At 70.4% G+C, this 26,161-nt stretch carries 26 protein-coding genes; 11 read left to right on the top strand and 15 right to left on the bottom strand.

What is annotated here, in order from left to right; all coding sequences use genetic code 11:
* Window positions 1–134: 134 nt before the first annotated feature.
* Complete coding sequence (locus U8331_RS00715; RefSeq protein WP_481131722.1) at window positions 135–1,745, bottom strand: DNA recombination protein RmuC; 1,611 nt, start codon at window positions 1,743–1,745, stop codon at window positions 135–137.
* Window positions 1,746–1,836: 91 nt separating this feature from the next.
* On the opposite strand from U8331_RS00715, the gene U8331_RS00720 reads away from it, so the two are divergent.
* Complete coding sequence (locus tag U8331_RS00720; RefSeq protein ID WP_481131723.1) at window positions 1,837–2,121, top strand: hypothetical protein; 285 nt, start codon at window positions 1,837–1,839, stop codon at window positions 2,119–2,121.
* An 18-nt stretch (window positions 2,122–2,139) separates the two neighbouring features.
* On the opposite strand, the gene U8331_RS00725 is transcribed toward U8331_RS00720, so the two are convergent.
* Window positions 2,140–3,189, bottom strand: a complete 1,050-nt coding sequence (locus tag U8331_RS00725) for a mechanosensitive ion channel family protein (protein ID WP_481131724.1) — start codon at window positions 3,187–3,189, stop codon at window positions 2,140–2,142.
* A gap of 45 nt (window positions 3,190–3,234) precedes the next feature.
* Window positions 3,235–4,404: a class I SAM-dependent rRNA methyltransferase gene (locus U8331_RS00730; RefSeq protein ID WP_481131725.1), complete on the bottom strand. Its 1,170-nt coding sequence runs from the start codon at window positions 4,402–4,404 to the stop codon at window positions 3,235–3,237.
* A gap of 137 nt (window positions 4,405–4,541) precedes the next feature.
* On the opposite strand from U8331_RS00730, the gene U8331_RS00735 reads away from it, so the two are divergent.
* Together U8331_RS00735 and U8331_RS00740 are read left to right on the top strand one after the other, a co-directional pair.
* Window positions 4,542–5,318 carry a rhomboid family intramembrane serine protease gene (locus tag U8331_RS00735; protein WP_481131726.1) on the top strand — a complete coding sequence of 259 codons (777 nt, stop codon included), beginning with the start codon at window positions 4,542–4,544 and terminating at the stop codon, window positions 5,316–5,318.
* 752 nt (window positions 5,319–6,070) lie between these two features.
* Window positions 6,071–7,096: a TIGR00266 family protein gene (locus U8331_RS00740; RefSeq protein WP_481131727.1), complete on the top strand. Its 1,026-nt coding sequence runs from the start codon at window positions 6,071–6,073 to the stop codon at window positions 7,094–7,096.
* Here U8331_RS00740 and U8331_RS00745 read toward each other — a convergent pair.
* Entirely contained in the window at window positions 7,093–8,082 is a 990-nt protein-coding gene (locus U8331_RS00745; RefSeq protein WP_481131728.1) for a GGDEF domain-containing protein, read from the bottom strand. The two genes, U8331_RS00740 and U8331_RS00745, sit on opposite strands and share 4 nt — an antisense overlap.
* An 84-nt stretch (window positions 8,083–8,166) precedes the next feature.
* Entirely contained in the window at window positions 8,167–8,640 is a 474-nt protein-coding gene (locus U8331_RS00750; protein ID WP_481131729.1) for an Lrp/AsnC family transcriptional regulator, read from the bottom strand.
* A gap of 133 nt (window positions 8,641–8,773) precedes the next feature.
* Here U8331_RS00750 and phhA point away from each other — a divergent pair, with 133 nt between their 5' ends.
* Window positions 8,774–9,661, top strand: coding sequence for a phenylalanine 4-monooxygenase (gene phhA / locus U8331_RS00755; RefSeq protein WP_481131730.1), 888 nt, complete (start codon window positions 8,774–8,776; stop codon window positions 9,659–9,661).
* On the opposite strand, the gene U8331_RS00760 is transcribed toward phhA, so the two are convergent.
* On the bottom strand, window positions 9,613–10,350 hold the full coding sequence (locus tag U8331_RS00760; RefSeq protein ID WP_481131731.1) for a DUF2306 domain-containing protein: 738 nt from the start codon (window positions 10,348–10,350) through the stop codon (window positions 9,613–9,615). The genes phhA and U8331_RS00760 overlap by 49 nt on opposite strands.
* A gap of 144 nt (window positions 10,351–10,494) precedes the next feature.
* On the opposite strand from U8331_RS00760, the gene U8331_RS00765 reads away from it, so the two are divergent.
* From U8331_RS00765 to U8331_RS00785, 5 genes are all read left to right on the top strand, one after another.
* The gene (locus tag U8331_RS00765; protein WP_481131732.1) at window positions 10,495–11,601 is read left to right on the top strand and encodes a sensor histidine kinase; all 1,107 of its coding nucleotides are present in this window, start codon (window positions 10,495–10,497) and stop codon (window positions 11,599–11,601) included.
* A complete protein-coding gene (locus U8331_RS00770; protein ID WP_481131733.1) occupies window positions 11,598–12,242 on the top strand; it encodes a response regulator transcription factor in 645 nt (214 codons plus the stop codon). The genes U8331_RS00765 and U8331_RS00770 overlap by 4 nt, the downstream gene beginning before the upstream one ends.
* 131 nt (window positions 12,243–12,373) lie before the next feature.
* Complete coding sequence (locus U8331_RS00775) at window positions 12,374–12,682, top strand: hypothetical protein (protein WP_481131734.1); 309 nt, start codon at window positions 12,374–12,376, stop codon at window positions 12,680–12,682.
* Between the two features lie 86 nt (window positions 12,683–12,768).
* A complete protein-coding gene (locus tag U8331_RS00780; protein ID WP_481131735.1) occupies window positions 12,769–13,872 on the top strand; it encodes a class 1 fructose-bisphosphatase in 1,104 nt (367 codons plus the stop codon).
* 120 nt (window positions 13,873–13,992) lie between these two features.
* Entirely contained in the window at window positions 13,993–15,444 is a 1,452-nt protein-coding gene (locus tag U8331_RS00785; RefSeq protein WP_481131736.1) for a sigma-54 dependent transcriptional regulator, read from the top strand.
* Between the two features lie 26 nt (window positions 15,445–15,470).
* Here the strand turns inward: U8331_RS00785 and U8331_RS00790 are convergent, their stop codons facing one another.
* From U8331_RS00790 to U8331_RS00820, 7 genes are all read right to left on the bottom strand, one after another.
* Window positions 15,471–16,874, bottom strand: a complete 1,404-nt coding sequence (locus tag U8331_RS00790) for a transporter (protein ID WP_481131737.1) — start codon at window positions 16,872–16,874, stop codon at window positions 15,471–15,473.
* A 52-nt stretch (window positions 16,875–16,926) separates the two neighbouring features.
* The gene (locus U8331_RS00795; RefSeq protein ID WP_481131738.1) at window positions 16,927–17,688 is read right to left on the bottom strand and encodes a hypothetical protein; all 762 of its coding nucleotides are present in this window, start codon (window positions 17,686–17,688) and stop codon (window positions 16,927–16,929) included.
* A gap of 30 nt (window positions 17,689–17,718) precedes the next feature.
* Window positions 17,719–18,429 (bottom strand): C39 family peptidase, encoded by a 711-nt coding sequence (locus U8331_RS00800; protein WP_481131739.1) that lies wholly within the window; start codon window positions 18,427–18,429, stop codon window positions 17,719–17,721.
* Between the two features lie 85 nt (window positions 18,430–18,514).
* Window positions 18,515–19,273 (bottom strand): hypothetical protein, encoded by a 759-nt coding sequence (locus tag U8331_RS00805; RefSeq protein WP_481131740.1) that lies wholly within the window; start codon window positions 19,271–19,273, stop codon window positions 18,515–18,517.
* Between the two features lie 84 nt (window positions 19,274–19,357).
* Entirely contained in the window at window positions 19,358–20,119 is a 762-nt protein-coding gene (locus tag U8331_RS00810; protein ID WP_481131741.1) for a hypothetical protein, read from the bottom strand.
* A gap of 38 nt (window positions 20,120–20,157) precedes the next feature.
* On the bottom strand, window positions 20,158–20,781 hold the full coding sequence (locus U8331_RS00815) for a hypothetical protein (protein ID WP_481131742.1): 624 nt from the start codon (window positions 20,779–20,781) through the stop codon (window positions 20,158–20,160).
* A complete protein-coding gene (locus U8331_RS00820) occupies window positions 20,778–21,341 on the bottom strand; it encodes a hypothetical protein (RefSeq protein ID WP_481131743.1) in 564 nt (187 codons plus the stop codon). Before U8331_RS00820 ends, U8331_RS00815 begins: the two co-directional genes overlap by 4 nt.
* Window positions 21,342–21,705: 364 nt before the next feature.
* Between U8331_RS00820 and U8331_RS00825 the strand changes: the two genes are divergently transcribed.
* A complete protein-coding gene (locus tag U8331_RS00825; RefSeq protein ID WP_481131744.1) occupies window positions 21,706–22,437 on the top strand; it encodes a 2OG-Fe(II) oxygenase in 732 nt (243 codons plus the stop codon).
* A 15-nt stretch (window positions 22,438–22,452) separates the two neighbouring features.
* Here U8331_RS00825 and U8331_RS00830 read toward each other — a convergent pair whose 3' ends face one another.
* Together U8331_RS00830 and U8331_RS00835 are read right to left on the bottom strand one after the other, a co-directional pair.
* Complete coding sequence (locus U8331_RS00830) at window positions 22,453–22,887, bottom strand: response regulator (protein WP_481131745.1); 435 nt, start codon at window positions 22,885–22,887, stop codon at window positions 22,453–22,455.
* Window positions 22,887–23,984, bottom strand: a complete 1,098-nt coding sequence (locus U8331_RS00835) for a sensor histidine kinase (protein ID WP_481131746.1) — start codon at window positions 23,982–23,984, stop codon at window positions 22,887–22,889. The genes U8331_RS00830 and U8331_RS00835 overlap by 1 nt, the downstream gene beginning before the upstream one ends.
* Window positions 23,985–24,147: 163 nt before the next feature.
* Here U8331_RS00835 and U8331_RS00840 point away from each other — a divergent pair, with 163 nt between their 5' ends.
* A complete protein-coding gene (locus tag U8331_RS00840) occupies window positions 24,148–25,974 on the top strand; it encodes an SLC13 family permease (RefSeq protein WP_481131747.1) in 1,827 nt (608 codons plus the stop codon).
* Window positions 25,975–26,161: the final 187 nt, after the last annotated feature.

Genomic DNA, 26,161 nt, shown 5'->3' on the forward strand with positions numbered 1-26,161 from the left:
CGACGCTTGTGCGGGTTTCTTGTAGGAGCGGCTTCAGCCGCGATCCTGAACCCGGCGCGGGCGCACGATTCGAGGATCGCGGCTGAAGCCGCCCCTACGTTTACCGGACGGTTCTGACGGACTGCTCCGGCGTCTCAGCCTTCGTCCGACGCATCCGCCGCCGCACCGATCAGCCGCAACGCCGGCGTCGCCGCGCCCGCACGCGCTTCGCTCTCCGGCCGCAGTTCCTCGCTGAGCGCCTTGCGTCCGCGCGCGCCCAGTTCGGCCAGGCGGCGTGCCCGCGGGATCACCGCCTGGTTGGACTCGCTGAGCCGGTGGCGCGCCTTCTTGAACGCCTCGCCGGCATCGTCGAGCCGCTTGCCGACCAGGTCGAACTCGGCGACGAAGCCCATCAGTGCATCGAGCACCTTGCCGCCGGTATCGCTGATCGCGATCGCCTCGCGCTGGATCTTGTCGCGCGTCCACAGCCGCTCGACCACCCGCAGCAGCGCCATCAGCGTGTTGGGCGAGGCGAACACGATGCGCTTGTCGAACGCGTCGGTCTGCAGCGCGTGGTCGGTGCCCAGCGCGGCCGACAGCGCGCCCTCGATCGGAATGAAGGCGATGGTCACCTCCAGCGCGGTGTCGCCGATCGCCTTCGGGTAGTTCTTCTCGCTCAGCTCCTTCATGTGCTGGCGCAGCCCGACCGCATGGCGGCGCATCGCGTCCTGCTGCAGCTCCGGCGTTTCGGCGTTCATCGCCTCCTGCCACGCCACCAGGTTGACCTTGCTGTCGACCACCACGCAGCGCTCGTCCGGCAGCCGCACCACGATGTCGGGCTGCAGCCGCGCGCCGTCCTCGCCGGTGGCGGACTTCTGGCGGTCGTAATGCACGCCGTCCTCCAGGCCCGAGCCGCGCAGCACGCTCTCGAGCATCAGCTCGCCCCAGTCGCCGCGCACCTTGGAGCTGCCCTTCAGTGCGCGCGTCAGCTCGGCGGCGCGGCCGGCCATGTCCTGGTTGAGCGTCTTCAGCTCGGTGACCGCACCGAGCAGCGATGCGCGCTCCTTCGCCTCGTCGCCGTACAGGGTGTCGACCCGTTCGCGGAACTCGCCGATGCGCTCGGCGAAGGGTTTGAGCAGCGAATCGATGTCGGCCCTGGACTGCAGGGTGGCGTCCTTGATGTTTTTCTCGAACAGCTGGCCCTTCTCCTCGAATACCTTGCCGGCCATTTCCGAGAACGCCGCCGACAGGCGCGACTGCGCGTCGGCGAGGAACGCCTTCATCTCCTCGTGGGCGCGCTGCGCGTGGGCGAGGTTCGCCGACAGCGCGGCGTGCTCGCCCTGCAGCCGCTGCAGCCGCTCGCGCAGGTCGCGGGTTTCCTGCTCCAGCTCGCCGGCCCGGGCCTGCGCCGCTGCCAGCGCCTGTCCGCGCTGCTGCAATGCCTGCTGCGCGGTGCGCGCGTCGAGGCGTTCGGTTTCCAGCGCCGCCTGCTGCTGCGCGCTGGCGGCCTGCAGCCGCTCGATCAACTGCCCGCGCTCGGTCCATTCGGCTTCGAGCGCGCCCAACCGCCCGTTCAGGCGCCCGGTCTCGGCCAGCTGCACGCGCAGGGCCTCGCGCTCGCCGCGCAGTTCGTCGGCGAGCCGGTCGCGTTCCGCGCGCAGCGCGGGTGCGTCGGCGTCCGCCGGCGCCGCGCCCTGCCGACGCAGCAGTACGACCAGCAGGCCGATGGCGACCAGCAGCGCCACCAGCACGGGAATCAGCAACATCGAGGTGTCCATGCCGGCAGTGTAAGCCGCGCCCATCTCGCCGACTGCGACCGTTGCGCCGGGATGACATCGCCGGGGCGACACTCCCGCGATGTCGAGAAGGATTCCACCGCTGACGTCGTACGCCGACCGCAGCGGAAGCTCGGGCGTCACCGGCTACGCCAGCGAGGCGCGGGCGATCGTGGTGGGGTTCGGCCCGAAGGCGACCTACCGCTACACGTTCGGATCGGCGGGCCGCGAAGCGGTCGAGGCGATGCAGGCCTTGGCCGCCGAGGGGCGTGGATTGGGCACGTGGATCAGCCGGCACGATCCGGGTTACGCGGAACGCTGGATCGACGGGCATTACGAGCCGATGCCGGGATACGACGGCGACTGAGCCGTTCGAACAGGGAAGCTAGCGCGAATCGCCCTTCGGGAAGCGGACCCGACCGGGCTCGGCGTTGAGGCGCGCGAGGATGTCGACCAGCAGCCGGGTCCTCAGCGGGCCGGCGCGCTTGGGTTCGACCAGGTACCGCACTCGCGCCTCGACCCAGGTGTTGTCAGCCACCCGGAACAGCACCGACGGCCGCTCCTGCACCTGCACCCGGTCGACCGGCGTCTGGGCGAGGATCTCGCGGAACACCTGCACCCGCTCCAGCATCTCCTCGCCCAGCTCGTCCTCGGCGGCCGCCTGCATGGTGCGGCCGACGAATTCCAGGTCGCTGTCGTAGCCGACCTGCACCGCGATCTCGTTCCAGATGTACGGGAACACCGGCCAGGAATAGTTGTAGACGGCGCTGGAAAGCACGTTCGCGTTCGGGAACTTGACCACCCGTCCGCTGGGATGGTCGGTGGACACGTAGTCGCCGCCGACCTCCCACAGCGTGGTGTCGAGGTAGCCGACGTCGATCACGTCACCGGTGGCGCCGTCGATGCTGATCCGGTCGCCGACCCGGTACGGCTCGCGCGCGAGGATGTAGACCCAGCCGATCATGCTGGTGATCGGCGTCTGCAGGGCGAAGCCGAGCACCAGCGAAATCAGTCCCAGTGAGGCCGCGGCCGCGTACCAGTTGGCGAACAGCACCGACACCACGATCAGCGCCAGCACCAGCCAGGTCGTCAGCCGCAGGATGTGCTTCAGGTTGTAGCGGGTGACCGGGCTGCAGCTGCGGTCGATCGCATAGGCCTCGACCGCCTTCGACGCACCCAGCGCGAGCACCACCGCCATCGCTCCCAGCGTCGCCCGCCGCGCCAGCGGGAAGAAGCGTTCGGGGACCGCGAACACATCCAGCCGCAGCAGGTAGTAGAGCACCGCCAGCCCGAGCAGCAGCAGCACGTAGGTGCCGAGCCACACCTTGTGGCGCGGCTCGACCGCCGGTTTGGGCGAGCGCCGTACCGCGGTCTGCTGCAGCGCGCGCTGCACGTCATCGCGTTGGCGGATCTGTTCGACCTTGTCGTGTGCCATGCCGCGAGCACAGCACGGCCGGAGTCCGCGCGCGGTGAAGCCGCCTCAGTCGAGCACGCGGCAGAACACCGCCTTGAGATAGCGCGACTCGGGCACCTGGGCCAGGAACGGATGGTCGGCGCCGGCGCCGCTCACCTTCAGCACCTGCACGGTGCGATTCGAATAGAACGCCGCGCGCCGCAGCATGTCGAGGAACTGCTCCTCGCTGACCAGCCCGGTGCAGGAGAACGTCGCGAACAGACCGCCGGGCTTGACCACGCTCATCGCCAGCTTGTTCATGTCGAGGTACTTCTTCAGCGCCGGGATCACCTGGTCGCGGTCGCGGGTCATCTTGGCCGGGTCGAGGATCACCACGTCGAACCGCTCCCCGGCATTACCGGCATCGCGCAGCCACGGGAAGATGTCGGCCTGCACGAAGCGCGGGCGCACGTCGTTGAGTTTGGCGTTGCCCTTGGCGATCCCGATCACGTCGGCATCGATGTCGACCCCGACCACCTCCTCCGCCCCGCACACCGCCGCGTACACCGCGAACCCGCCGGTGTTGCAGCACAGGTCGAGCACGCGCTTGCCGGCAACGTGCCGGCTCAGCCACTCGCGGTTCTCGCGCTGGTCGGCGAAGAAGCCGGTCTTGTGCGCACCGGCCGGGTCGGCGCGGAACTTCACCCCATGCTCGGTGATCACCGCCGGCCGGGCCGGCTCGGTACCACGGAAGTCGAACGACTCCTGCTTCTGCACGTGCTCGTCGGCGAAGGCGTGGAAGCGGCAACCGGGGAACTGCCCGCGCAGCGCGTCCATGATCCATTCGCGGTGGCGGAACGCGCCGGCGCTGAAGTACTCCAGCACCAGCAGGTCGGCGTAACGGTCGACCACCAGCCCGCTGATGCCGTCGCCCTCGCTGTGGAACACACGCCAGGCGTCGGAAACCTCGTCGAGCCTGAGCACGTCGCGGCGCAGCGACACCGCGTTGGCGATCTTGCGCGCGAACCACCCGGCATCGATCACCGCGGCCGGGTCGTTGTCGAGCATCCGCAGCGCGATGCGCGAGTGGCCGTTGTAGAAGCCGCGGCCGATCCACTCGCCGTCGACCCCGACCACGTCGACGATGCTGCCGGGCCTGGGACGTTGCGCCGGCTTGTCGACCAGGCGCTGGAAGATCCACGGGTGGGTCGATTTCCAGGCGTTCTTGAGACGGACGGTGGGGAGCTCGTTGTTCATCGCGCCATTCTACGCGGCGGCGCCGTGGCGCCCGTGCGTTGGTGCGGTCGGTTTCGCGTCGGGGTGGTGCGGTCGCGGGACGCGGTATCCCACCGGCACTCCATTGCAACCCTGCGCGGCGGCACCATGTCGGCCGCATGCACCTTCCCGACATCGCCCATCCCCTCGATCCGAAGGCCCAGCGCGCGGCCGACCGTCACCGCTGGCGCCGCGCGTTCAATCTCAGCCTCGGTTCCGTGCTGCTGTTGCTGGTGGTGTTCGCCCTGCAGGGCAGCGTCGACCTGCGGGCGTGGACGGTGCAGCCCTGGTCGGCCGCGGGCCTGCGCGGCCTGCTCGGCGCGCCGCTGCTGCACGGCTCGTTCGACCACCTCGCCGCCAATGCCATCGCCCTGCTGATGCTCGGCACCCTCGCGTTGGGGCTTTACCCCCGCGCGACCGCCCGCGCGCTGCCGCTGGCGTGGCTCGGCTCCGGCCTCGGCGCCTGGCTGCTGGGCGAGCCCGGCACCCACCACCTCGGCGCCAGCGGCGTGACCCACGGATTAATGTTCCTGGTGTTCCTGCTCGGCCTGCTGCGCCGCGACCGGCCGGCGATCGCGGCGGCGATGATCGCGTTCTTCCTGTACGGCGGCATGCTGCTGACCGTGCTGCCGCAGGAACCCGGCGTCTCATGGCAGGCCCACCTCGGCGGCGCCGCCGGCGGCGCGCTGGCCGCGCTGCTGTGGCGCCGTGCCGACCCGCAGGCACCGCGGCGCAGGTACAGCTGGGAGATCGAGGAGGAACAGGCGATCGAAGCCGCCGCGCAGCGCGGCGATGACCCGCTCGAGCCGCCGTCGCCCGGCGACGTGCCGGTGTTGTGGCACCGGCCGCGGGAGCGGGAAACGGGGACGGTGTTGCCGTTCCGGCGGCGGGAGTGAGGGGCGGCGGGACGGAGATTGCTCCGTTCGGAGTGGTCGTCCCGGGCGGTGGTTTGTTGCACCGAGGGAAGTAAGCGTTCGCTTTGGCGCGGTGGCGTGGCGGGTGCTCCGGTGCGGGGTTTCGAAGTGATGTACAGGTCGCGACTTACGTCGCTCCTACAGGAGCCCGAGTGGCGGCCGGGAAGCCGGGGTGGGGGTCGGAAAGTCGAGTCGAGCCGGGTCGGATCGCATCGGATCGGATCGGATCGGAAAAGCCATGCGCGGCGGGCCCCGCTGGACCGCGCTGCATCCGCGCGAGATCCCGCTGGAGCGACGTCACCGATCCGCCGAATGCGGCGTGCCGGGCGGGTACTGGCTGCAGCGGCCATGGATGGCCGCGCCCGGTGAGTCGGGCACGGATGTCCGACCGAACCGGGCAGCCAGTACCCGTTCGGCACGACGCGCTCCCCGGGGCCGACGCATGGTCCCGCTGGCTCCTCCGGAATAGCCCAGTCTTTACAAACGCATTCCCGACCTACTCCCGGCGACTCGCCTGTCCCGCCTGTCCCCCTGCCCCCCTGTCCCGGTATTCCGGTATTCCGGTATTCCGGTATTCCGGCGTAGTTTCCCCCGTCCCCCTTCATCCGCCCCCCGTCCATCCACCATCCGCCGCCTGCCGCCCACCACCCACCCGTCCGCCTTCCGGCATACGCGGCGGCCGGCGTCACGGCCTAGACTCGTTTCCTTCACCCGGACATCGACAGGGAATTCGCATGGAACGTTGGTACTTCAGCGCCGGCAGCAACAGCCCGCGCGTCGGCCCGCTCGACGACAACGCCGCCCGCGCCCACGCGCAGCAGCACCCCGAGGACTACTGCTGGCGCGAAGGCTTCGCCGACTGGCAGCCGGTCGGCAACGTCACCGAACTCGAAGTCCCGCGCGGCGCCGGCGGCCCGCCCGGCATGCCGTCGATGCCCTCCACCGGCTCCGGCCGCGGCCGCGACGACGAAATCGACTTCCGCATCGTCGGCGCCGACATGCAGTTCGTCGAAGTCGAACTCGACCCCGGCGAAAGCGCCATCGCCGAAGCCGGCTCGCTGATGTACAAGGACGCCGCCGTGCAGATGGATACCGTGTTCGGCGACGGCCGCGCCTCGGGCCAGGGCGGCGGCTTCATGGACAAGCTGATGTCGGCCGGCAAGCGCGTGATCACCGGCGAAAGCCTGTTCACCACCGTCTTCACCCATTCCGGCTCCGGCAAGGGCAAGGTCGCATTCGCCGCGCCCTACCCCGGCACCGTGATGGCGATGAAGCTGGCCGACCACGGCGGCCGGCTGATCTGCCAGAAGGACAGTTTTCTCGCCGGTGCGCGAGGCGTGCAGGTCGGCATCCACTTCCAGCGCAAGATCCTCACCGGTCTGTTCGGTGGCGAGGGCTTCATCATGCAGAAGCTCGAGGGCGACGGCTGGGTGTTCGTGCACGCCGGCGGCACCGTGGTCGAATACGACCTCAAGCCCGGCGAGCGGCTCGATGTCGACACCGGCTGCGTGATGGCCTTCCACGCCGGCGTCGACATGGACGTGCGCCCGGTCGGCGGCATCAAGAGCATGCTGTTCGGCGGCGAGGGCGTGTTCCTCGCTACCCTGACCGGCCCGGGCAAGGTCTGGCTGCAGTCGCTGCCGTTCTCGCGCATGGCCGGCCGTATGCTGGCGGCCGCGCCCGGTGGCGGCGGCAAGGACCGCGGCGAGGGCTCGGTGCTCGGCGGGCTGGGCCGAATGCTGGACGGCGACGGCTTCTAGTCGCCGCTTCGCACCCGCCGGTCGATCACCACCCGGTTGCTGCCGGCGCGCTTGGCCTCGTACATCGCGGTGTCGGCGCGGTGCAGCCAGTCGCGCGCCGACTCGCCGGGCCGCAGCGTGGTGGCGCCGATCGACACGGTGACCGCGAAGCCGCCTTCGCGGTCCTGCCGCTGCATCGCCCGGCGGACCGCTTGGCCGATGCGCTGCAAGGCGTCGGCATCGGCGCCCGGCAGCAGCAGCGCGAACTCGTCGCCGCCGAGGCGGAAGAAGCGGTCGTCGCGGCGGGTGAACCGGCGGACCAGCTGGGCGAACTGCAGCAGCACCGCGTCGCCGGCTTCGTGGCCGTTCTCGTCGTTGACCTGCTTGAAGCCGTCCAGGTCCAGCACCGCCAGCCCGACCGGGCTGCCGTCGCGCACGGCGGCGTCCATCGCCTGCTGCAGTTCGCGGTCCATGCCGCGCCGGTTGAGCGCGCCGGTCAGTGGATCACGCGCGGCGATGCCTTCCAGCTGCCGGCGCTGGGCCTCGGTGCGGTACGAAAAGATGTAGGCGAACAGGCTGACCAGGAGCGCGGTGGCCACGAAGGTCGCCGCACCCACCGGGTCGAACGCGTCGTTGGTGGCCAGCACGGTGATGGCCAGTGCCGAGGCCAGGATCGCCGGGCCCCGGGCGGCCAGCAGGAAGTTGACCAGCAGCACCGGGTACAGCCACAACGCGCCCGGCAGGCCGACAAGCTGGCCGACGACCACGCAGCCGGCCGAGCAGGAGATCGCCGCGATCAGCCCGACCCGGTCCAGGTTGCCGCCGCGCCAGCCATGCAGCACGGTGCCGGCGATGGCGGCCTGGATCGCGACGTCGACCAGGCCCATCACCACCTGCCCGTGAGCGAACCGGTAGATCGCGAACGGCGTGATGCCGGCGACGGTGAACACGCCGAACACGGTGATCAGGATGAGGCGGAAGTCGGCCTTGAGCCATTGGTTGAGCATGGGGCCGCAGTCCCGGAAGTCGGCCGCGTTATCGGCCGCGCCGGCGCTTCCTGCAGTCACCCTCGCCCGGTTTACCTGAACGGTTCAGCGTGGCAGCGGGAGCCCGCGGAACGCCTTGACCGTGCGCAGCACGAAACTCGAATTGACGTCGTCGACGCCGGCCTGGTTGAGCAGGCGATCGAGCAGGAACCGCGAGAAGTGCTCCAGGTCGCGCACCACCACGTGCAGCAGGTAGTCCATGTCGCCGGTCAGCGCATGGCAGGCGACCACCTCGTCCCAGGTGTTGACGAAGTCGCTGAAGGCGGCGATCGCGGCGCTGTCGTGGTGGTTGAGCTGGACCCGCACGAAGGCCTGCAGGCCCAGCCCGAGGCGTTCGGGATCGACCTCGGCGCGGTAGCCGGCGATCACCCCGTCGCGCTCCAGCCGCTGCACCCGGCGCAGGCAGGCCGACGGCGACAGGTTGACCCGCTCGGCCAGCTCGGCGTTGGTCTGGCGGCCGGCCCGCTGGAGCTGGTCGAGCAGGAGCACGTCGGTGCGGTCGAGGGTGACGGCGAGCATGGGATTCGGCAGATTGGGGCGACGGCGCAATGATGTTGCGCCGAATCCCCATGCCCGCACAAGAACGCAACACGATTGCGGCTTCAGCCGACTAGAGTGGGATATCCACGCCTGCCGCCAGGAGAACCACGCCATGGAATCGCCCAAGCGCGTCGAACACCAGATGACCGACAAGGGCTACGTGCCCGTCTACACCACCTCGGTGGTGGAGCAGCCGTGGGACACCTACACCGACACCGACCACCGGGTCTGGGCGCAGCTGTTCGAGCGCCAGAAGGCGATCCTGCCCGGCCGCGCCAGCGACGAGTTCCTCGCCGCGCTGGCGGCGATGGAGATGACCCCGGACCGGATCCCGAAATTCGACGACCTCAACCCGATCCTGCGCGCCGCCACCGGCTGGGAGCTGGTCGGCGTCGAGGGCCTGCTGCCGGAGCTGACCTTCTTCGACCACCTCGCCAACCGCCGCTTCCCGGTGACCTGGTGGATCCGCACGCCCGAGCAGATGGACTACCTGTCCGAGCCGGACCTGTTCCACGATCTGTTCGGTCACGTGCCGCTGCTGATGAACCCGGTGTTCGCCGACTACATGGAGGCCTACGGCCGCGGCGGGGTGAAGGCGCACGGCATCGGCGAGGACGCGCTGGTCAACCTGACCCGGCTGTACTGGTACACGGTCGAGTTCGGGCTCATCCGGCAGAAGGACGGGCTGCGGATCTACGGCAGCGGCATCGTGTCGAGCAAGGGCGAGTCGATCCACTGCCTGGAGAGCGCTGCGCCCAACCGCATCGGCTTCGACCTGGAGCGGGTCATGCGCACCCGCTACCGCATCGACACCTACCAAAAGACCTACTTCGTGATCGACAGCTTCGAGCAGCTGATGGACGCGACCGGCCCGGACTTCGCGCCGATCTACGACAAGCTGGCGCAGCTCGAATCGATCCCCGCCGGCCACGTGCTCGACACCGACACGGTCTACAACCGCGGCACCGGCGAAGGCTGGCCGACCGACGCCGACGTCTGAGTGGTGGCGCGCCCGCGCGCGCGTGGCTTCCAGCGGTGGTCGAGCCACAGCTTGGCGAGCGTGGCGACAAGCAGCGGCCCGAACCACGCGGTGTAGTGCAGCGCCACCCCGTCGATCGCGGGCAGCAGCCGCGGCAGGCCCAGTGACAGGAACGCGATGTGGGTGGCGATGCCGTTTCCGACCATCTGGGTGTAGTGCTCGACCAGCCACCAGCGCGGCCGCTCCGCCAGCCGGTCGCGCCGCAGGCGCTTGAGCAACATGGCGCCGCCGTTCAGCAATCCGACCACAGAGAACCCGATCAGCAGGGGTGCGCCGACCCGCAAACCCAGCAGCAACACGCCCACGCCACTGGCAGCCGACAGCAGACCCAGCGCGACGAACACCGGCCCGGTGTAGCGCACCACATCGTGCTTGTCGCCAACCGCTCGCCATGCGCCCCACACGCCGGTGGCGGTGATCACCACCAGATAGCCGAGGAAGGCCGCGATCACCTGGTCGCCATCGATCAGGCGCTGCAACGCCAGCGGCACCGCACTGACGACCACCGCCAGCATCGACAGCAGGTAGACGCGACCGGACAGCCGGTGGCGCGGACTGCCCTTGCGCAACAGCGCCGCCATCCAGAACGTGATCAACGCAAGGCTGCCGGCGACGCCGTGCAGTGCCAGGAACCATGAGTAGGCGGGCATCGTATTGCTCCGTGATCGGAGTCGACAGCGTGCTTTCGCACGACCGGTGATCGCAGTCCCGCCGGTCACCGGATCGCCCTGCCGGAAGTCACTTTCCGCCGCCCGTGCATTGCGCGGGGCCGGGCGCGGGGCGAGCATCGACGCATGGAATTCCTGCGCGCACTGACCCAGCCGATGCTGCTGGCCGGACTGGTCACCTGGGGTGCGGTCGCGCTCGGCCTGCCGGTGGAGCAGTCCGACCGGCCGGGCCTGATGTGGACGCTGGCACTGGCATACCTGGTCGCGTTCGTGGCGATCGACGTGGTGTCGTCGCCCTGGCAGCACCGCCTGCGGGTGCCCGCGTTGCTGGTGCAGGCGGCCTGCGCCCTCACGCTGGTGTGGCTGGCGCCGCGTGGCGGCACCGCGCCGGTACTGCTGGTGGTGCTGGTGGCGCAGCTGGCGATGGCCATGCCGCCGCGGGTCACGGTGCCGGTGGTGGTCGCGCTCAACATCGTCCTGTACCTGCTGCTGCGCGGCGCCGGCTACTCGCAACCACTGCTGGTCACCACGCTGTACCTGGGTTTCCAGGCCTTCGCCGCACTGACGGCGCACTACGCACGTACCGCCGAGGCCTCGCGTGATGCGCTGGCGGCGGTCAACGCCGACCTGCTGGCGACCCGCGCGCTGCTGGCCGACAGCGCGCGCAGCAACGAGCGGCTGCGGGTCTCGCGCGAGTTGCACGACGTTGCCGGCCACAAGCTGACCGCGCTCGGCCTCAACCTGCGCCTGCTGGAAGCCGACCCGGCGCTGCGGATGCGCGACGAGCTGCGCACCTGCCGCGCGCTGGCCGGCGAGCTGCTCGGCGACCTGCGCAACCTGGTCGCGGCGATGCGCCACGACGAGGGGCTCGACCTCGCGACCGCGCTGCACGCGCTCGCCGCGCCGCTGCCGCGGCCGTCCCTGCAATTGCGGATCGACCCCGACGTGCGGGTCACCGACCCGGCCGTCGCCGAGGCGATCGTGCGCACCGTGCAGGAAGCGCTGACCAACGCCGCCCGCCACGCCGGCGCCGAACGGCTGAACGTGGCGCTGAGCCGCGACGGCGGCACCCTGCGTCTGCGGATCGACGACGATGGCCGCCTGCGCGCTCCGCTGCGCGAGGGCAACGGCCTGGCCGGCATGCGCGAACGGCTGGCGACGCTCGGCGGCCGGCTGGCGCTGTCGACCGGCACCGCCGGCGCGCTGCGGATCGACGCGGAGATCCCGGTGTGAACACGCCATCGGAATCCTTGCAGGTCGCGCTGGCCGACGACCAGGCGCTGGTGCGCGCCGGCCTGCGCGCCCTGCTGCAGCAGCAGGGCATCGCCATCGCGGTCGAGGCCGACGACGGCGAGGCGCTGCTGGCGCAGTTGAACGACCACCCGGTCGACGTCGTGCTCAGCGACGTGCGCATGCCCGGCGTCGACGGCATCGAGGCACTGCGCCGGCTGCGCGCGCGCGGCGACGCCACCCCGGTGCTGCTGCTGACCACCTTCGACGAGCCCGACCTGCCGTTGCAGGCGGCCGCGGCCGGCGCGCAGGGATTCCTGCTCAAGGACGCCGCGCCGGAAGACCTGCGCGCGGCGATCGAGAAGGTCGCGTCGGGCGAAGTGCTGCTGCAGCCGGTCAGCACCGACCCGATCCGCTCGCGCTACCGCTACCACGCCGACGACGCCCCGAAGGAGCGCTTCAGCGAGCGCGAGGTCGCCATCCTGCGCCTGCTCGCCGGCGGGTACTCCAACAAGGAGATCGCCCGCGCGATGTTCCTCGCCGAGGGCACGGTCAAGAACTACGTCTCGGTGATCCTCGACAAGCTCGACACCCGCGACCGCACCCGCGCGGTGCTCAAGGCCATCACCCTCCGGGTGATCTGACAGCGCTCCGTCGCTGCGGGTGATCTGAACGCAGGTTCATCGAACCTGCACCGGGCGGTCACGCCGGTGCGCCGATGATGCGCGGCCCCCGATCTCACCCCCTGCGACGAATGTTGGCCAAGCTCCGCCCGATGAACTTCTCCCGTGACGAACTGCAGCAGGAACTGGCAGCCACCGATGCCACCATCGAGCAGGCGATCCGTCGTGCCGGCGCGGGGCCGTGCCCCGAGGTGGAACGGCAGCTGGATGCCCACGCACGCAGCCTGCGGGTGATGCTCGATCACGAGGGCGCGCTGGTGGTGGACGACGCGATCGACGCCGCGCGGCGGGTGCTGCACACCGCCGACCCGGCCGCGCCGCTGCTGATGCTGGAGATGGCGCGGACCAACCTCGCCGCGGTGGTGCGGCGTTCGCAACGGCTGCTGCGCGACGCCGCCTGATCGCGCACGCGGTACCGGCGGCGGGGGCCGGCCGGTCCGACCCGCGGCTTACAATGGCACCTTCCGCCACCCTGCCGCCGATGCCCATGACCACACCCGCCTGCCCGGCCCCGTCCGGATCGACCACGCCCTGTTCGCTGACCCGTTTCCTGATCGAGGAACAACGTGCGGGCCACGTGGGCCCGGACCTGCGCCTGCTGATCGAAGTGGTGGCGCGCGCCTGCAAGTCGATCTCGATCGCGGTGGGCAAGGGTGCGCTGGGTGGCGTGCTCGGCGATGCCGGTACCCCCGGCGCGGCCAGTGTGAACATCCAGGGCGAGGCGCAGAAGAAGCTCGACGTGATCGCCAACGACGTCCTGCTCGAAGCCAACGCGTGGGGCGGCCACCTGGCCGGCCTGGCGTCGGAGGAGATGGACCACAGCATGCCGATCTCCGACCTCGCCCCGGACGGGTCGCCGCGCGGCAACTACCTGCTGCTGTTCGATCCGCTCGATGGCAGCTCCAACATCGACGTCAACATCTCGGTCGGCACGATCTTCTCGGTGCTGCGCTGCCCCGACGGCGTCACCACGCCGGTGGACGCCGACTTCCTGCAGCCGGGCAACGCGCAGGTCGCGGCCGGCTACTGCACCTACGGCCCCAACACCACGCTGGTGCTGACCGTCGGCCACGGCACCCATGCCTTCACCCTCGACCGCGAGATCGGCAGTTTCATGCTGACCACCCGCGGCATGCGGATCCCGGAGGAGACCAAGGAGTTCGCGGTCAACATGTCCAACCAGCGCCACTGGCAGCCGCCGATGCAGGCCTACGTCGCCGACCTGCTGGCCGGCACCACCGGCCCGCGCGGCAAGGACTTCAACATGCGCTGGGTGGCCAGCATGGTCGCCGACGTGCACCGCATCCTGACCCGCGGCGGCATCTTCAGCTATCCGCTGGATGCCAAGTGCGAGGCCAAGGGCGGCAAGTTGCGGCTGATGTACGAGGCCAATCCAATGAGCTTCCTGGTCGAGCAGGCCGGCGGCGCCGCCAGCACTGGCCGCCGCCGGATGATGGAGGTGCAGCCGAGCGGATTGCACCAGCGCGTGCCGGTGTTCCTGGGTTCGAAGACCGAGGTCGAAGCGGCGGTGGAGTACCACCTGGCGCACGACCGGGGTGCGGCGGCGCAGCCTGTCGGGGTTGCCGGCTGACGTTGCGATAGCCACGCCCGGCGCGGACGGCTGACCGCTCGCGGTGGCCGACCACGTTGGTATGACTTGCCCGGGAGGAGTCGACGCGGCGGTTGCGCGACGGGGGCGAGGAGCGAGGGAGTGGCCGACGACGCAGCGCGCGACACCGACGCCGGCGAGGCCGGTCCGCACGTCGCCGGCGAACGCGACCTCATCTACGTCACCCGCGGCGGTGCCGGGCGGGTGCTGTCGCTGGGCGGGCTGCAGCGGATGGGCTGGCGCCTGCGACGCGCACCCGACTCGCGCCAGGTGCTGCGCATCCTGCAGCACCAGTCGCGCCATCCCTACGCCGCCCTGCTCGACCTGCGCGAGGGATTCACCGAACACGACCTGGCCGAATTCGGCGACGCGCTGTCGGCCAACAACGTCGGCTGGGTCGCCGGGGTCGACGCCGCCCAGCTGCGCGACGAGCCGGTACGCCGGCTGATCCGCGACTACTGCTACGACTACGTCACCCTGCCCTGCCCCGAAGCCGTGCTCAACACCGTGATCGGCCACGCCCACGGCATGGCGGCGCTGGCGTGCGAGCATGGCGAGCGGATCAGCGCCAAGGGCAGCGATGACATGATCGGCGACAGCCCGGCGATGCAGGTGCTCAACCGCACCCTGCGCAAGGCCGCGCTGACCGACGCACCGGTGTTCATCGCCGGCGAGACCGGCACTGGAAAGGAACTCGCCGCGATGGCGGTGCACCGCAACTCGCGCCGCCATGCCTATCCCTTCGTGGCGATCAACTGCGGCGCGATCCCGCACGAGCTGGTGCAGTCCGAACTGTTCGGCTACGAGCGAGGAGCCTTCACCGGCGCGCAGGCACGGAAACTGGGCCGCTTCGAGATGGCCAACGGCGGCACCCTGTTCCTCGACGAGATCGGCGACCTGCCGCTGGAAAGCCAGGCCTCGCTGCTGCGGTTCCTGCAGCAGGGCAGCTTCGAGCGGCTCGGCGGCCACGAACAGATCCGGGTGGACGTGCGGATCATCTCGGCGACCCACCACGACCTCGAGGAGGCGGTGGAGGACGGTCGCTTCCGCGCCGACCTCTACCACCGCCTGTGCGTGTTGCGGCTGCAGCAGCCCCCGCTGCGCGACCGCGGCGGCGACATCGACAAGCTCGCCGACTACGCACTGCAACGCTATTCGCAGGAAGGCCAGCGCGCGCTCAAGGGCTTCGCCCCGTGCGCGCGCCATGCGCTGCACAGCCATCGCTGGCCGGGCAACGTGCGCGAGCTGATCAACCGCGTGCGGCAGGCGGTGATCATGGCCGAGGGCCGGCTGATCACCGCGGCCGACCTGCACATCGACGGCACGACGTCGCGGCCGCCGCCGACACTGGATGAAGTGCGCGACGCCGCCACCCGCGAAGCGATCGAGCGCGCGCTGCAGCGCAACCGCGGCCGGCTGGTCGATACCGCACGCGAGCTCGGGATCTCGCGGGTCACCCTGTACCGGTTGATGGGCCGCCACGGCCTGCGCGACGCGGGCGGCGACACCGGCGACACCGACGACGACGCCCGCGGGCCGGTCAGCATCGCCTGATCCGCGACGACGCCGCGTCGCGGCGATCAGAACGTGTGCGAGGCGCGCAACCCGAGCACGAAGTTCGGCGCGTCCGGGGTCAGTCCCACGGTGGCCTGGCTGCTCAGGGTCCAGCCGGACGGCAACGCGTAGGTGCCGCCGACGTTGAAGGTGGAGCTGTTGCTTGAGCTGCCCGGTACGCGCATCTCCCGCTCGCCGGGTGCGGTGGTGTGGGTGGCGGCGGAGAACGCGTTGGCGACGCTGAAGCTGATCGCCGAACGGTCGTTGAGCGCGATCGCCATGCCGGCGCTGAGCTGCAGGGTGTTGCCCAGCGACACCTCGGCCGGCGAGACCTGGTCCAGCACCGGCGAGATGTCGTCGAACGCCTCCGGCCGGTACAGCGTGTAGCCGAGGTTGCCGAACAGGATCACCGGGTCGTAGGTGCGCAGTGCCGAGACATTGAACGTCGTGCTCCACAGGCCCGTGCCGGTGGGCAGGTTCTCCGGCACGTTGAGGTTGGTGTTTTCCTCGTCGGCCTGGATCAGCTTGAGGCCGAACGGATGGCGTCCGGTCGGCGCGCGCACCCGCAGGCTGGTGACCAGGTCGGGCCAGCGGGCCGATTCCTTCACCCACTGGTAGTACGCCGCCACGCTGACGTCGCCCACGCCGCTGGAGGTCAGCTGCACCTCGCTGATTTCGTTGGACGCGCCGCCGGCCCCGCCGCTGATGAAACGGGTGTCGCGCTGCACCCACGGCACGCTCGCCTCCAGGCTGAACCGGTCGGTCAGGCCGTAGCGGCCGGACACGTCCAGGGTCATCACGCTGGCCTTGGTCTGGTCGAGGTTGAGCGTGCCCAGGAAGATCGCGTCGAGTGCGAGGAAGCCACTCAATGCGAGCTGGCGCCGATCGTAGTAGCTGTAGTTGATGCCGGCGTCGAAAGTGAAGCGGCGCTCGAACAGCGGCGCATGTTCGCGCACCACCAGCGCCTTCTCCTGCTCGCGGCGCTCGGCGTCCTCGTCGCGCCGTGCCTCGCCGACCTGGATCGGTGGCGGTTGTGGCGGCGACTGTGCGCGCGCCGGCGCCGCGGGCTGCAACGCCGTTGCGGATGCAGTCGCTGCGTCCTCGCTGCCCGCGTCGTCCTCCACCGCGAGCTGTCCGGCCTCGCGCGCGGTCTGCTGCGCGGCGACATCCTGCTCGGCCGACTGCATCCCGTCCGGTGCAGGCCCCAGGCCGCGACCGCGCTGCGCCATCTGCAGTTGCTCGACCTGGCCGCGCAGGCGGTCGATCTCCCCCTGCTGCCGCTCCAGCTGCTCGGCCATGCGGTGCAGCAGCTCGGCGGTGGTCGCGTCCGTCGAAGACGCGCCAGCGGCATGGACGGTGCCACTGCCCAACGCCAGCGCGACGGCCAGGCACAGCGGTCGGGCGACGAGCGCCGAAGCGTTTACACGCATGATCCAGGCATCCCCTTTTTGACCCCTGCCGCGCGTGCGCGCGGTCACTGGATCAACGGCCGATGCCATTCATACCGGCCAGTGCCTGTTCGACTCCAAGGTGCCGCTGCCAGCGGTCCGGCATCGCGTGGGTGAACACTTGGAGGTGCAGCTCGTTCCGGCCGACCATGCGGTCGCCGGCGATCTGTCCCAGCTGCCTGATCGAGCCGCGGCCGGCGGCGGATTCCGCACCCAGCTGTTGCGAAAGCAGCGCGCCGGGGCCGCGTACGCTCAAGGCGGCGCCGACCGCGGGGTCGAAGCTGATCTGCGCGCTCATCTGACCGGCGCTGCTGGCGCTGCTGGCGCGGCCGTTGAGCTGGCCGCCCGCATCGCCGGCGCGGGTGAAGCCGATCGAGGTCAGGTTGCCGAGGCGGTTGCCATCGCCGGCGATCTGCGCAACCTGGCCGATGCCGTCGACCTGCAGGTTTTCGCCACCGACCGCCTGCCGTCCACCGGCGGGCGCGATTCCTTCGCCGGCACCGGCACCGCTGCCGGTGTCGACCTGCACGTGATAACCGCCATGGCCGTCGGGTGTGACCTGCAGCGTGCCGGTCGCGTAGGCGCTGCCACCCTGGGCGTTGTGCAGGGTGGAGACCAGGTCGATGCGCAGCCCGACCAGCATGTTGGCGCCGTAGAACCTGCCGTTGATTTCCGACAGCGTCGCGTCGTCGACCAGTTCGGCACGGACAGGAGACAGGGCGGACCCGGCACATGCCGGGCCCGCACCTGCCACGAGGACCCAGAACAGGGCACGGGGGAGTGTATGTCGGTTCATGGGGACCCTCGTTCGATGGCCGCGGCGCGCTCAGAACAGGTCGGCGTGGACCAGTCCGAACTCGACCACGCGCGGCGGCGTGGTGGCCCGGTCCAGTGCGTCCACCCGGTGTTCCAGCGCAGGCGAACTGCGGCTGTTGACCAGATACGAGTCCGGATCCATCGGACGGTCGCCGACCACGGCGAGCACGATTCCGTTCCAGCCCTCGATGAAATCGCTCTCGATCATCACCCGATGACCGAGCGCGGGATCGGCGACGAAGACGCGCCCGGCATCGGCGCCCTTCACCACCACGAAATGCTTGTAGCCCTTCAGGTCGAGCAGCGCGATCACCGGCATCTGCAGCCGGTACAGCGCGTCGGGCTCGATCCTGAAACCGTGTGCGCGCAGGCCGATGGTCTCCACGTAACGCTTCATGTCGAGCATGGAGAAGCCGTTGCGCAGCACCTGCTGCGGATCGACCCCGACCATCATCCTGCGGATCAGCTCCTGCTCGTCCGTCTCGATGCCGTAGCCGTACTGCAGCAGGCTGCCGAGCGCGGCCGAGCCGCAACTGAAGTCGTACTGCTGCGGCATCAGCTCGCGGAAACGCAGGTCGCGGAACGTCCTGACCTGCTTGCTGACCGGCGCGCTGCCGAGGCGGCTGGCGTCGAACACGGCCTGCGCGTGGCCGACCCGCGGCCACAACAGCAGTGCGGCGAGCAGGCCAATGGCGACCACGATGTCCGGCAATGCCTTCATGCTCCCGACGCTCCCCTTGCCGCAGTGCGGCTCCTTCCTTCAAACGCGAAGCGGGGACGGCCGGTGCCGTCCCCGCCGTGCTGCCTCAGTCCGAAGCGACCGCGATCGACAGCCCGTTGTGCTGCGCATTGCCGACGCCGGCGGCGATGTTGACGCCGATGTTGCCGATCGCGCCCGACAGCGCGGCGCCGTCCAGCGAAGCGGTGTTGTCGAGGTCGAACAGCACGTCGGCGGTGTTGATGCCGGTCAGCTGCTCGCTGTCGGCGGCGGCGTTGGCCACCGTGCCGGAGGTGTTGACCGAGGCGGCCATCGCGTTGCCCTGCGCATTGCCGACGCCGGCGGCGACGTTCAGGCCGATGTTGCCGGCGGCGTTGGCCAGCACGTTGTCGCCGACCGACGCGTCGTAGGCGACCTCGTCACCGAAGAAGCCGTCGACGCCGGTGTTGGCGATGGTGCTCTGGCTGGAGAACACCAGCGCCGAGGCGAACACCGCCTCGCCGTCGACCGCGGCCAGCGCGGTGTCGTTGGCCTGTGCATTGCCCACGCCGGCCGCGACGTTGGCCCCGACGTTGCCGGTGGCGCTGCTCAGCGCGTCGCCGGTGACCGAGGCATCGTTGTCGCCGTCGCCGAACGACAGGTTGGCCTCGGTCGCCTGGTCCTGGTCGACCAGCGCGCCGGACTGGCTGCCGACCTCGATCTCGCCGGAGGCGAACACGTCACCGGTGACGTAGATGCTGTTGTACATGTCCCAGTCGCTGTACAGCGTGGCGTCGTCGCCGGTGGCGAAGGCGGGAGCGGCGATGGCCAGCAGCGCGGCGGCCAGCAGGGTGGTCTGGATCTTCATTGGACGTTTCCTTGTGCAGTGGGTGGGTGTCGCGAAGGGGTGTCATGGCGGAGGACGGCACGGGGCGGCCGTCCTCCGGCAAGCTCAGTCGGTCGCGACCGCGATCGACAGGCCGTTGTGCTGCGCGTTGCCGACGCCGGCGGCGATGTTGACCCCGATGTTGCCGATCGCTCCGGACAGCGCGGCGCCGTCGAGGAACGCGGTGTTGTCCAGGTCCATGCCGGCGACCAGCGTGTTCATCGACGTTTCCTGTTCGCTGTCGGCGCTGGCGGCGGCGGCCGCGCCCGAGGTGCTGACCGAAGCGGCGAGCGCGTTGCCCTGCGCGTTGCCCGCACCCGACGCGACGTTCAGGCCGACATTGCCGGCGGCGCCCGCCAGCACGTTGTCGCTGACGCCGGCGTCGTAGGCCAGACCGGCATCGGCAAAACCGGCGTCGTCACCGAGGTTGCTGCTGGTGAGCTGGCTGTTGAACACCATCGCCGAGGCGAACACCGCATCGCCATCCACCGCCGACAGCGCGGCATCGTTGGCCTGGGCATTGCCCACGCCGGCGGCGATGTTGGCGCCGATGTTGCCCACCGCGCTGCTCAATGCATCGCCGGCGACCGTGGCGGTGTTGTCGCCATCGCCGACCGACCAGTTGGCGACGGTGGCCTGGTCCTGGTCGACCAGGGCGCCGGACTGGCTGCCGATGTCGATATCGCCGCTGGCGAACACGTCACCGGTCAGGTAGATGCTGCTGGACATGTCCCAGTCGCTGTACAGCGTGGCGTCGTCGCCGGCGGCGAAGGCGGGCGCCGCGAACGCCAGCAGGCTGGCGGCAAGCAGGGTGTGGCGAAGTCTCATGGTGTCTCTCTCCTGTCGTGGTTGATGCGATGCAACGGTCAAGGCGTGCCCCCGGGCAGCTGGAGGACGATGGCGTTGGTCGAGAGGTTCCCGACCCCCGCGGTCTGGTTGAGCTGGACCACGCCCTGGCTGCCGCGGAAGGCGTCGTCGGCAATGCGGGCGTCGCGTGGCGAAATCGGCGTGGCGTGGTCGCCGGGACCCGTCTCGGCGGCCACCTCGGCCAGGGCCGTGTCGTCCAGACCGGCGATTGGTAGTGGGATCGGTGTCGAGACCGATCGCTGGCCGACGACGAACAGGTTGGCCTGCGCGTTGCCGCTGCCGGCGACCTGGTTGATCGAGAGCAATCCCTGGCTGCCGGCGAAGGCGTGGCCCTGCAGCTGCGTGCTCGCCGCACGGTCGCGTGCGCCGGGTGCCGGGTGCTGGCGGACCTGCAAGGCCGCCTGGCCCTGTCCACCGGCGGAGATCGCAAGCACGGCGAGGTTGGCCTGCGCGTTGCCGCTGCCCGCGGCCTGGTTGACCGCGACACGGCCGGAGACCGCATGACCCGCCTGTCCGGCGATGCGGGCGTGGTCGCGGCCGGGCGACGCCTCCTGCGCCTGCAAACCCGGGGCGGCGCCGAGGCACAGGACGGCGACTGCCGCGAGCGCGGTCCGGGTGCTCACCGGCCCGCCCCGCCGTCGGCGCCGGCGGGCGCGAGCCCCGGCAGGACACCGGTGACGGCGCCGGTGATCGTGGCACCCAGACCGCCGGTGACGCGGCCGATCGTCCCGGTCGCGCCGCCCAACGCACCGCCCGCGGCGCCGAGCGCCGCGGCCTGGCCGGCCGACGCGGCCGCGGAGGAGTGGATCAGGCCGGCGCGGGTATCGAGCGCGCCGGCGGTGCCGGTCAGTGCAGGCAAGCCAGCAAGTGCTGTGATCCCGGCCGAGCCCGTCTGTCCCAGCGCCTCGTCGCCCACGAGGCGGCCGAGCACGCCGCCAAGGGTGTCGTGGAACACCCGGGCCGGGAACACGGTGGCCTGCGCATGGACCGGGTTCTGTTCTCGCGGCACGCCACGGTAGGCGATGCGTGGCTGGACCGTGCGGGTGACCACCACGGCCGGATCATCGCCCGGGCTGCCCGGCGGTTCCTGTGCCAGCGCGGTCGCGCCGGCGGCCAGCGCGACCGGCACCAGAACCCAGCGACAGGCGCGCGGCAAGGCGCGGACGAGCGGAACAACAGGCATGGATTTCCCCTGCGATCGATGCCGTGCGCGATCGCGCCACGGCGGCAGGGGGGCTATCGCGAGATCCGTGCCAATTCGGCAAATCCTTGAAAACGTTCAGGTTTCTGCGGCGGGGACGAGTGCCTCCGCCGTGCACACGCGCGAATCGTTGCAACCCTGCAACGTCGCTGGCCGACCGGCCGCCGCCCGGTTCAAGAATGTGGAGCCTCTGTGAAGGCGCGTTGCCGGCGAGAGCCGCTGCCGGCGCGGTTTCCTTCTGCGATCGACCGACCCTCCGATGGGGCGGCCAGCGCGTTGCCTTTCTGTAACCCGCGCCGCCCGTGCGAGGATGGCCGTTTTCCGGCTGCAGTCCGTGGTGACGCGCATGACCTCCCGGCTCGACGGCGGCGACGGCCGCGACGACGACTTCATCGCCATCCAGCACGACGCGCTCGACCCGGCCGATTGCCGGCGCTGGATCGAGCGGTTCTGCGCGAGTCCCGACGTGCACCCGGGCCGGGTCGGTGGCGGCGTCCACACCGACCTCAAGGACAGCCGTGACCTGACCATCAGCGGTCGCCCGGAATGGCACGACGCCGAGGCCGCGCTCACCAGGGCAGTGTTCAAGGGCGTGCTGGCGTACCTGCGGCGCTGGCCGCACGCGTTGATCGCACCGTTGATGCTGGAAGTGCCGGGTGCCGACGGCGCCCGCCACCGGTTGACCGCCGAGCGCCTGCAGTCGATGAGCGACGCCGAGCTGACCCCGGTGGTGCAGACCGTGCTGCGCCCCGGCGGCGTCAACCTGCAGCGCTACAGCGGGGGCCGCGGCGGGTATCCCTACTGGCACTGCGAGCTGTACCCGCGCGACCCGCGCGCGGAAACCCTGCACCGGCACCTGCTGTGGACGGTCTACCTCAACGACGATTTCGAGCAGGGCGAGACCGAGTTCCTGTACCAGCACCGCAAGGTCGCGCCGCGCACGGGCTCACTGCTGATCGCCCCGGCCGCGTTCACCCACACCCATCGCGGCAACCGGCCGCACGGCGGAGACAAGTTCATCGCCACCAGCTGGGTGCTGTTCCAGCGCGCGGAGACGCTGTTCGGCGCGCCCGCCTGAGCGTGCCGTCCGCGGCTACGGCGTGCGCGCGTGGTTGAGCACGAGCCAGTACAGGCCGACCTGCTTGACCGCCCAGACGAACTGCTCGAAGTCGACCGGTTTCTGTATGTAGCTGTTGACCCCGAGCGCGTAGCTGGCCTCGACGTCGAACGGCTCGGTGCTGGTGGTCAGCACCACCACCGGCAGGGTGCGGGTGGCCTCGTTGGCGCGGATCGCCTGCAGTACCTCGCGGCCGTCGAGCTTGGGCAGGTTGAGGTCGAGCAGCACGATCGACGGCAGGTCCTCGGGGTCGCGGCCGGCGTGCTTGCCGCGCGCGAACAGGAAGTCGAGCGCCTCGGCGCCGTCGCCGACCACCACCAGGCGGTTGGCGATCTTGGCCTCGTCGAACGCGAGCCGGGTCAGCTCGACGTCGTCGGGATTGTCTTCGACCAGCAGGATGTCCTTGTGCATCACCTGGCTTCTTCCGGGTTCGGCTGCGCGAAGGGGACGGCGGGCAGTTCGAGGTGGAAGGTGGCGCCGGCACCCGGCTTCGATTCGGCCCACAGTCGGCCCTGGTGGCGCTCGGCGATGCGCTGCGCGATCGCCAGTCCAAGCCCGTGGCCGCCGCCTTCGTCCGGTCCGTGCAGACGCTGGAACGGCTCGAACAGCTTGTGAGCATATCGCATGTCGAAACCGCTGCCGCGGTCGCGGACCGACACCCGCAGCGTGTCGCCATCGCGGGTGCCACGCACCTCGATCACGGTCACCGGCTGGTCGCGCGAGAACGTCCAGGCGTTGTCCAGCAGACGTCCCAGCAGCAGCTTCAGCAGGCGCTCGTCGCCGTGCGCGGTGAGCCCCGGTTGCACATGCAGCTCCACCGTCCGGCCGGGTTCGGCGTCCTGCAGTTCGGCCAGTACCCATTCGGCAAGCAGGGTCAGGTCAACGTCACCCGGCTTCAGTTCGGCGCGGGTGGCGTGCGAGAGCTCGCCGAGTGCGGCCAGCAGGCTGCCCATGCGCGAGGCGGCGTTGCGGATGCGCTCCAGATGGTCGCGCCCGGTGTCATCGAGCACGTCGCCGGCTCGCGCGGCCAGCAGCCGCGAGAAACTCTCGATCGACCTCAGCGGTGCGCGCAGGTCGTGCGCCACGGCGTCGGCAAACAGCTGCAACTGGCGGGTGGAAGCATCCAGGGCGGCAGCGCGCTCTTCCGCGGCCGCCTGCATCAGCGCCTGCGCCGCGTGTTCGGCGCTGACGTCGCGCAACTGCACGACCAGGAACATCGGGGCGCCGCCGGCATCGCGCATCAGCGCCGCGTTGGTGTGCACCCAGACGACCGCGCCGTCGCGGTGCAGGTAACGCTTCTGGTTGTCGATCTGCTCGATGCGGCCTTCGATCAGCGCGGCGATGCCGCCGCGGGTGAGCTCGCGGTCGTCGGGATGGATGAAGTCGGTCGCGGGCCGCCCGACCAGCGCGCCGGCGTCGTGGCCGAGCATGCGCTCGATCGCGGGGTTGACCTCGCGCCAGCGGCCGTCGAGATCGACCACCGCCATGCCGATCCCCGAAGCGGCCATCGCCAATCGGAAGCAGTCGTCTCCGTTGGGGGCGGCAGGTCGTTCGGCAGCTCGGGACATCGGCTCGGGGCAGGCGGTTTGGCGAAAGTGTAGCCGCTGCCGTCGTGACGGGCCGGTGCAGCCATGCGCTGCGCATCACGGCGTTGTACCGCACAATGCCGGCATGGACCTGCTCCCGTTCACCCTGCAACAGGTGATGTTCCTGCTGATCCTGGCGGGCGGGTTGTACCTGTTCATCAGCGAGCGGCTGCGCATCGACGTCAGCGCGATGCTGATCCTGCTGGCGCTGGTGGTGACCGGCATCCTCGACGAGGAACAGGCACTGTCGGGCTTCGCCAGCGAACCGGCGATCATCGTCGCGGCGGTGTTTGTGATCTCCGGCGGACTGGCGGCGACCGGCATCACCGAGCACATCGGCCAGTGGATCGGACGCGCGTCGGGCAAGAGCGAGACCCGCGCGATCGCGGTGACGATGCCGGCGGTGGCGGCGATGGCGTCGTTTACCCACCACGTGATGGTGACCGCGATGATGCTGCCGATCCTGACCCGCTTCGCCAAGGCGCGCGGCCTGTCGGTGTCGCGCCTGCTGATGCCGATGTCGCTGGCCGCCTCGCTCGGCACCTGCCTCACCCTGGTCAGCGCGCCGGCGTTCCTGCTGGCCGACAACATGCTGGAGCGCACCGGCGCGGCGGGGCTGGGGATCTTCTCGATCACCCCGATCGGCATCGCGCTGGTGGTGATCGGCGTGGTCTACATGCTGCTGGCGCGCTGGATCCTGCCCAAGCGCGGGACCGGCGCCGCCGACGACGAGTACCTGCGGCTGGACCGCTACCGCACCGAGCTGCTGGTGACCGAAGGTTCGCGCTGGAGCACGCGGCCGCTGGCCGACCTGCAGAAGTCGCTCGGCGACAAGTTCCGCATGGTCGGCTGGTTGCGCGATGGCCGGCTGCGGCGAGACCTCGGCGGCACCAGTCCGCTGATCAGCGGCGACGTGCTGCTGGTGGAGGCGTCGGCCGACGCGCTGGCGTCGTTGCACGACGATCCGGGCCTGGAGCTGTATGCGATCGCGCGCTTCGCGGAGAGTGCGCGCGAGGGCGATCCCGTCGAGGACGAATGCCAACTGGTGCAGGCGGTGGTCGCGCCGGGTTCGGAGTTCATCGGGCGCAGCATCCGCGAGCTGGATTTCTCCCAGCAGTTCCGAGCGGTCATCGCCGGGCTGTGGCGGCGCGGCGCCGACATGGCCCCGCGCCTGGCCGATGCGCGCCTGCGCGAAGGCGACCTGCTGGTGCTGTGGGGGCGGCCCGCGCGGTTCGCCGAGCTGGCCACCCACCACGGCTTCCTGATGCTGGTGCCGTTCGCCGGCGAGGCCAAGCGGCGCCAGCGCGCGCCGCTGGCACTGGCGATCCTCGGCGCGACCATCCTCGCCACCGTCACCGAATGGCTGCCGGCACCGCTGGCGTTTCTGCTGGGCGCGGTGGCCATCGTCGCCACGCGCTGCGTCGACATCGGCCAGGCGTACCGCGATATCGACGTGCGCGTGTTCGTGATGATCGCCGGGGTGATTCCGCTCGGCATCGCGATGGAACAGACCGGCACCGCGCAGTTGCTGGCCGCCGGATTGCGCCAGGTGGTGGCGGGCTGGCCGGTGCTGGCAATCCTGCTGGTGCTGTTCACGATGGCGGCGCTGCTGACCCAGATCCTGTCGGACTCGGCGACCACGGTGCTGCTCGGGCCGATTTCGATCGAGCTGGCGCAGTCGCTCGGCGTGGCCCCGACGCCGTTCGTGGTGTGCACCGCGTTGGGCGCGGTGGTCGCGTTCCTGACCCCGATCGGCCACCACGGCAACCTGCTGATCCTCGGGCCCGGACGTTACCGGTTCGCCGACTTCGTCAGGATCGGCGTGCCGCTGACGGTGCTGGTGGCGTTCGTCAGCGCGTGGATGACCCGGTGGCTTTGGCTGGGTGGCCCGCTGTGGCCGGGCGTCGGCTGAGACCCGGCCTCGCGGCCCGCTTTGCCGTGTTCCGCCTGTCGGTTCCCGCCGATCGGCTTCGTCCCCGGATTTCGACCCGAGAACCCGGTCCGGGCTTTTGTAGGAGCGGCTTCAGCCGCGATCGTGAACCGGCACGGGCGCACGACCGTCCGATCGCGGCTGAAGCCGCTCCTACAAAGTTTCGACG

This window comes from Lysobacter sp. CC-YZS074 (assembly GCF_056739745.1).

Bases quoted from the DNA above. Each gene is read 5' to 3' on its own strand.
- U8331_RS00830 (WP_481131745.1), bottom strand. From the start codon at position 22,887: ATGCACAAGGACATCCTGCTGGTCGAAGACAATCCCGACGACGTCGAG.
- U8331_RS00750 (WP_481131729.1), bottom strand. From the start codon at position 8,640: ATGCTCGCCGTCACCCTCGACCGCACCGACGTGCTCCTGCTCGACCAG.
- U8331_RS00730 (WP_481131725.1), bottom strand. From the start codon at position 4,404: ATGAACAACGAGCTCCCCACCGTCCGTCTCAAGAACGCCTGGAAATCG.
- U8331_RS00835 (WP_481131746.1), bottom strand. From the start codon at position 23,984: ATGGCCGCTTCGGGGATCGGCATGGCGGTGGTCGATCTCGACGGCCGC.
- U8331_RS00760 (WP_481131731.1), bottom strand. From the start codon at position 10,350: ATGCCCGCCTACTCATGGTTCCTGGCACTGCACGGCGTCGCCGGCAGC.
- U8331_RS00825 (WP_481131744.1), top strand. From the start codon at position 21,706: ATGACCTCCCGGCTCGACGGCGGCGACGGCCGCGACGACGACTTCATC.
- U8331_RS00765 (WP_481131732.1), top strand. From the start codon at position 10,495: ATGGAATTCCTGCGCGCACTGACCCAGCCGATGCTGCTGGCCGGACTG.
- U8331_RS00790 (WP_481131737.1), bottom strand. From the start codon at position 16,874: ATGCGTGTAAACGCTTCGGCGCTCGTCGCCCGACCGCTGTGCCTGGCC.
- U8331_RS00840 (WP_481131747.1), top strand. From the start codon at position 24,148: ATGGACCTGCTCCCGTTCACCCTGCAACAGGTGATGTTCCTGCTGATC.
- U8331_RS00720 (WP_481131723.1), top strand. From the start codon at position 1,837: ATGTCGAGAAGGATTCCACCGCTGACGTCGTACGCCGACCGCAGCGGA.
- U8331_RS00810 (WP_481131741.1), bottom strand. From the start codon at position 20,119: ATGAGACTTCGCCACACCCTGCTTGCCGCCAGCCTGCTGGCGTTCGCG.
- U8331_RS00780 (WP_481131735.1), top strand. From the start codon at position 12,769: ATGACCACACCCGCCTGCCCGGCCCCGTCCGGATCGACCACGCCCTGT.
- U8331_RS00725 (WP_481131724.1), bottom strand. From the start codon at position 3,189: ATGGCACACGACAAGGTCGAACAGATCCGCCAACGCGATGACGTGCAG.
- U8331_RS00745 (WP_481131728.1), bottom strand. From the start codon at position 8,082: ATGCTCAACCAATGGCTCAAGGCCGACTTCCGCCTCATCCTGATCACC.
- U8331_RS00820 (WP_481131743.1), bottom strand. From the start codon at position 21,341: ATGCCTGTTGTTCCGCTCGTCCGCGCCTTGCCGCGCGCCTGTCGCTGG.
- U8331_RS00795 (WP_481131738.1), bottom strand. From the start codon at position 17,688: ATGAACCGACATACACTCCCCCGTGCCCTGTTCTGGGTCCTCGTGGCA.
- U8331_RS00805 (WP_481131740.1), bottom strand. From the start codon at position 19,273: ATGAAGATCCAGACCACCCTGCTGGCCGCCGCGCTGCTGGCCATCGCC.
- phhA (WP_481131730.1), top strand. From the start codon at position 8,774: ATGGAATCGCCCAAGCGCGTCGAACACCAGATGACCGACAAGGGCTAC.
- U8331_RS00775 (WP_481131734.1), top strand. From the start codon at position 12,374: ATGAACTTCTCCCGTGACGAACTGCAGCAGGAACTGGCAGCCACCGAT.
- U8331_RS00800 (WP_481131739.1), bottom strand. From the start codon at position 18,429: ATGAAGGCATTGCCGGACATCGTGGTCGCCATTGGCCTGCTCGCCGCA.
- U8331_RS00715 (WP_481131722.1), bottom strand. From the start codon at position 1,745: ATGTTGCTGATTCCCGTGCTGGTGGCGCTGCTGGTCGCCATCGGCCTG.
- U8331_RS00740 (WP_481131727.1), top strand. From the start codon at position 6,071: ATGGAACGTTGGTACTTCAGCGCCGGCAGCAACAGCCCGCGCGTCGGC.
- U8331_RS00735 (WP_481131726.1), top strand. From the start codon at position 4,542: ATGCACCTTCCCGACATCGCCCATCCCCTCGATCCGAAGGCCCAGCGC.